Genomic DNA, 5,603 nt, shown 5'->3' on the forward strand with positions numbered 1-5,603 from the left:
GCGGCCCCGGGCCCGGCGGCGCCGCGCGCGGGGGGCGGGGGGCGGGCGGGCGGGCGCGGCGCCGCCGCCCGCCCCCGCCCGGGTCTGCGGTCACGCGGCCCGGTGCGGACCGCGCGACCTCGGCGTCAGCCCTGGTCGAGCAGGGACTGCGCCTCGGTGTTCGCCTGCTCGAGCAGCGCGTCCACGTCGGCGTTCTCGTCCGTCAGGACGGCCTGGACGACCGGGTCGAGGAGGGCGTAGATCTCCTGCGTCTTCTGCGACGGCTCACCGACGAGCGGCAGGTCGAACATCGTGTCCGTGTAGCTCGTCATCTGGTCGAGCGGGACGTTGATGTAGTCCTTGATCCACTCCTGGTTCTGCTCGTACTGCTCCTGGGAGAACATCGGCAGGACCGGGGTGCCCACGGGCTGGTCGTTCGCGACGAGCGTCTCGGCGTCCGCGACGGCGCGCTTCTCGTCGACGAGCTTCGCGAGGTAGAAGAAGTCGATCCACTTGATCGCGGCCTCCTTCTTCGACTCGTCCACGTTCGCCGGCATCGCGGCGAGCGTGCCGCCGGTGAGGACACCCGCGTCGTCGCCCTCGAGCGGGAGCGCCGCGAGGCCGTAGGTGGCGGGGTCGATCGCGTTCGTCTGGACGAGCGACGTGAAGACGTCGGAGCCCGACGTGTACATCGCGACCTGGCCGGCGGCGAACGCCTGGTTCATGGTGCCCCAGTCGAGGAGGAAGTTGCTCCCGAGGGAGTTGTCCTCCCAGCGCATGGCCTTGAGCCACTCGAGCGCTTCCTTGGTCCCGTCGTTGGTGAGCGTCGAGGTGGCCGTGCCGTCGTCGGCGACCTCCTGCGTGCGGCCGCCGCGCGCGAACGTGTTGACCGTGAGCTGCCAGCCGCCCGTGTTGTTCTGCGACATCTGCATGTAGCCCGCCACGCCGGGGTTGGCGTCCGCGATCTTCTTCGCCGCCTCGCGGACCTCGTCCCACGTGGTCGGCGGCTGGTCGGGGTCGAGCCCGGCGGACTCGAACAGCGCGCGGTTGTAGTGCAGGCCCACGCCGTACACGTTCTTCGCGGGGATCGCGTAGACGTGACCGTCGGCGCCCGTCCCGGCCTCGATGATCGCCGGGTTGAACTTGTCGGCGTACGGCAGGGTGCGGAACTGCTCGTCGAGGTCGGCGAGCTGGCCGTTCTCCACGAGCGTCTTCGCGTCGGTGAACGGGATCTCGAAGACGTCGGGCAGCGTGCCGCCGGCGAGCTGGGGGGCGAACGTCGTCGCCTTCCACTCGTACTCCTCCGGCACGATGTCGATGTCCGGGTTCGCGGCCTCGAACTCCTCGACCTGCGCGTTGAAGGCGTCGATCGCCTCCTGCTCGGAGCCCGGGAGGAGGGAGACCACCTTGAGGGTGACCTTCCCGTCGCCGTCCGAGCCGCTGGTCTCGTCGTCGCTGCCCGAGCCACCGCTCGAGCACGCGGCGAGCGTGCTGATCGCGAGCGCCCCCGCGAGGGTGAAGGCGATCGCCTGACGTGTGGACTTCATCGTCACTCCTGTGTTCCGGTGGTGCTGGGTGTGCTGGGTGTCCGGGCCGACCGGCTCGCGGCCCGGGGACTCGTGGCGGTCAGGCCTGACGGCTCGTGCGCGCCGTCACGCGCGCAGCCAGACCGCGGTGTCGGGGGCGAGGTGCGTCGGTGGCTCCGACGCGTCCGCCCCGTGCGGGGTGCCGCTGTGGAGGAGGACCTCGGCGTCCTCGGGCAGCGGCACGTCGTCGGCCCCGAGGTTGACGACGCACGTGACCGCGCGGTCGTCGTCGCCGCGGGTGTCCCCGCGGACGAAGGCGAGCACGTCGTCGCCGAGCGCGACCCCGCCGAGGGAGTCGAGCCAGCGGAACGCCTCGCCGTGCAGCGCGGGTTCCTCCCGCCGTGTCGCGAGGACGCGGCGGTAGAGCGCGAGCATCGACGTCTCGTCGTCGGCCTGCGCCTCGACGGACACCTCGCCCCAGCCCGCGGGCTGAGGCAGCCAGGGCTGCGCGCCGCCGTCGGGCCCGAACCCGTGGCTCGACCCGTCACGGGTCCACGGGATCGGGACGCGGCAGCCGTCACGACCGGGGTCGACGCCGTCGGAGCGGAAGTGCATGGGGTCCTGGATCGCGTCGGGCGGCAGGTCCTCGACCTCGGGCAGGCCGAGCTCGTCACCCTGGTAGAGGTACAACGACCCCGGCAGCGCTGCCGAGAGCAGCGCCGCGGCGCGGGCCCGACGGCGCCCGGTCTCCAGGTCCGTCGGCGTGCCGAAGCGCTTGGTCGCGAACGCGAACGAGCTGTCCTCGCGGCCGTAGCGCGTCACGGGGCGCGTCACGTCGTGGTTCGAGAGCACCCACGTCGCGGGCGCCGCGACCGGGGCGTGCGCGTCGAGCGTCGTCTGGACCGACTCGCGCAGCGCCTTCGCGTCCCACGGGCGCGCCATGAAGTCGAAGTTGAACGCCGTGTGCATCTCGTCGGGGCGCAGGTACTGGGCGAACCGGGCACGGTCCGCGAGCCACACCTCGCCCACGAGGACGCGCGGCTCCTCGTAGGAGTCGGCGACGGCGCGCCAGCCGCGGTAGATGTCGTGCAGCTCGTCGCGGTCGACGTGCGGGTGCTCGCCCGGGCCGGGGTGGGCCGGGACCTCGGGCAGCGCCGGGTCCTTGACGAGCTGGGCGGCGGAGTCGATGCGGATCCCCGCGGCGCCGCGGTCGAACCAGAACCGCAGGATGTCCTCGTGCTCGCGGCGCACGTCGGGGTGGCTCCAGTTGAGGTCCGGCTGCTCGGGCGCGAACACGTGCAGGTACCACTCGCCGGGCGTGCCGTCAGGGTTCGTCGTGCGCGTCCACGTGCTGCCTTGGAACTCCGAGACCCAGCGTGTCGGGATCTGAGACCCGTCCTCGCCCTTGCCCGGGTGGAACCAGAAGCGCTCGCGCTCGGGCGACCCCGGGCCGGCAGCGAGGGCCGCCTGGAACCACTCGTGCTCGGAGGAGACGTGGTTGGGGACGACGTCGATGATCGTGCGGATCCCGAGCTCGCGCGCCTCCGCGATGAGCCGCTCGGCCTCGGCCAGCGTGCCGAACTGGGGGTCGATCGCGCGGTAGTCGGCGACGTCGTAGCCACCGTCCGCGAGCGGGGACACGTACCAGGGGGTGAACCAGATCGCGTCGACGCCGAGGTCGCGCAGGTAGCCGAGGTGCCGGCGGACGCCCGCGAGGTCGCCCGTGCCGTCGCCGTTCCCGTCCGCGAAGCTGCGCACGTACACCTGGTAGATCACGGCGCTGCGCCACCAGTCGGGCGACGCCGCCGTCGGCACCCGCACCGCCTGCGCGAGGGTCGCGTCGGGGGTGGGTTCGCCGTCGGCGACTCGGGGGTGATCGTTGCTCACCGCGTCCTCTTCCGTGAGTTCGTGGGCTGCACGTGACTGGGCCGTGCCTCGCCTGCTGCTGCGCACTGCGTTCGATCCGACCGGGGTTCCCGGGACGGCCGTCGTGCACCGGGTACCGACCGTGCCGTCGTGGACGACAGTAACTAGACGACAGGATGCGCGCAAGAACCTGACAGTGCCGTTATCGAAACGCTATCTCTCGACGTCGAGAGACCTACGCCCTCTTGCACCACACGCTTCCGCGTCACTGTCCGTCCGCGCCACGACGCACTCCGACCGCGCCGAGCCCGGGGATGTCGGCGGGCTCGACCTCCGCCGTGCCGACAACCCCGGGTTGGGGCGACGGGGGGGGGGCACGAGGGCGGGGCCCCGGGTCCGGCGCGGGTGCGGGGCGGGCCCGGGGCCCTGCGAAGGCGGGGTGCGGGCTAGGAGGCGGTGGCCTCGCGGCCGGCGGCGTGCGCGGCGGCGGTCGAGCCGCGCACGACGAGCTCAGGCTCGAACAGGAGCTCGTCGCGCGAGACGTCGGCGCCCGCGATCATGCTCGCGAGCAGGTCGACGGCGGCACGGCCCATGGGCTCGATGGGCTGGCGGACCGTCGTCAGCGCCGGGTCCGTGGAGTTCATGAGGTTGGAGTCGTCGTAGCCGACGACGGAGACGTCCGTCGGGACGTCGAGGCCCGCGCGCCGCACCGCGCGGACGGCGCCGAGGGCGAGCGGGTCGCTCGCGCACACGATGGCCGTCGCCCCCGCCTCGAGCAGGCGGTTCGCGGCGGCCTGCCCGCTCTCGAGCGAGTACTGGCTGTGCACGACGAGGGTCGGGTCGAGCACGTGCCCCTGCCGCTCGGCGAACGCCTGCGCCGCGGCGAGCTTGCGCTCGGACGGCACGTGGTCCGCCGGCCCGAGCAGCAGGCCGACCTTCTCGTGGCCGAGCGAGAGCACGTGGCCGAGCGCCTGGTTCATCGCGACGAGGTCGTCGCACGAGACGCGCGGGAAGTCGAGGTCCTCGATCGAGGCGTTCATGAGCACGACCGGCAGCCCGAGCTTCTCGAGGCGGCGGAAGTGCGCGTGGTCCGCCAGTCGCTCGGCGTAGAAGCCGCCCGCGAAGATCACGCCCGACACGTGCTGACCGAGGAGCAGGTCGATGTACTCGGCCTCCGTGACGCCGCCCGCGGTCCGCGTGCAGAGCACCGGTGTGAAGCCCTGCTGCGCGAGCGCACCCCCGATGACCTCGGCGAACGCCGGGAAGATCGGGTTGACGAGCTCGGGGAGCACGAGCCCGACGAGACGACCACGCTCGCCGCGCAGCTTGGTCGGGCGCTCGTAGCCGAGCACGTCGAGCGCGGTGAGCACCGCGTCGCGCGTCGCCTGCGACACCCCGGGCTTCCCGTTGAGCACGCGGCTCACCGTGGCCTCGCTGACACCGACCTTGGTGGCGACCTCCGCCAGACGTCTCGACATGCCGTCGACTATACGCCGCGCCGCAAACCGCTTGCGTGATTCCGGGCCGCGCGAACGCATGCTTGCGTCAGGCGGCTCGCGCAGGTCCGCGCCGACGCGCACGGCTCTGCCGACCACGACATGAAGGTCGTTCTGGCACTCATACCGACCGTCATGTCGTTCTCGGCGCGGGGTGGAGGTGGGGGCGGGGGCCCGCCCGGCTCGGGTGGGGGTGGGGAGTCTGCGGTGGTAGCGGCTAGGCTCGTTCGGTGTCCTTCCAAAAGGTACCCGCGCCCCGCCCCGCGTCCACGACGGACCCGTTCGGGATCGTCCCTGCTCCTGCGGCGCTGACGCCCGGCGAGGGCACGACCGCCGTCGTCGACGGGGCGCGGATCGTGGCCGACCCGACGCTGCGTGCCGCCGCGCGCTGGTGGCGCCGCGTGACCGAGGACGCCTTCGGGCTCGACCTCGTGCCGGCCGACCCCTCGGCCCCCGGACCGGCCGGCTCGGCGGCCCCGGCGCGGCTCGACGCCTCGGAGATCCCCACCGTGGTGATGTTCGCGCTCGACGACGACCTCCCGCCGTCGGGCTACCGCCTCACGGTCGAGGGGGGGGGGCGGGGCGCGGTGCCGCCCGCGCCCCGCCGGCCGCGCGCCCCCGCGGCGGGGCCCCGCGGGTGGCGCCCGGTGAGGGGGCCCGCGGCGCGCGCCTCCGGGGGCGACTGGTCGGGCCCGGGGCCGGGGGGGGCGCCCGACTCGATGCGGCCGGGGTCGAG

General features: G+C 73.4%; 4 protein-coding genes. 1 reads left to right on the top strand and 3 read right to left on the bottom strand.

Annotated elements, in window-relative coordinates; translation table 11 throughout:
• Positions 1-125: 125 nt before the first annotated feature.
• The 3 genes from ACFWH7_RS11530 to ACFWH7_RS11540 form a co-directional block, all read right to left on the bottom strand.
• Positions 126-1,526, bottom strand: a complete 1,401-nt coding sequence (locus tag ACFWH7_RS11530; protein ID WP_378216648.1) for an ABC transporter substrate-binding protein — start codon at positions 1,524-1,526, stop codon at positions 126-128.
• Between the two features lie 105 nt (positions 1,527-1,631).
• The gene (locus ACFWH7_RS11535; RefSeq protein WP_378216680.1) at positions 1,632-3,326 is read right to left on the bottom strand and encodes a glycoside hydrolase family 13 protein; all 1,695 of its coding nucleotides are present in this window, start codon (positions 3,324-3,326) and stop codon (positions 1,632-1,634) included.
• 491 nt (positions 3,327-3,817) lie between these two features.
• On the bottom strand, positions 3,818-4,849 hold the full coding sequence (locus ACFWH7_RS11540; protein ID WP_154798121.1) for a LacI family DNA-binding transcriptional regulator: 1,032 nt from the start codon (positions 4,847-4,849) through the stop codon (positions 3,818-3,820).
• 248 nt (positions 4,850-5,097) lie between these two features.
• Between ACFWH7_RS11540 and ACFWH7_RS11545 the strand changes: the two genes are divergently transcribed.
• Positions 5,098-5,603 (top strand): glycoside hydrolase family 20 zincin-like fold domain-containing protein (locus ACFWH7_RS11545; RefSeq protein WP_378216649.1); only part of this gene is annotated, 506 nt, incomplete at its 3' end.

This window comes from Cellulosimicrobium cellulans, from assembly GCF_042723955.1.
Lineage (GTDB): Bacteria > Actinomycetota > Actinomycetes > Actinomycetales > Cellulomonadaceae > Cellulosimicrobium > Cellulosimicrobium cellulans_H.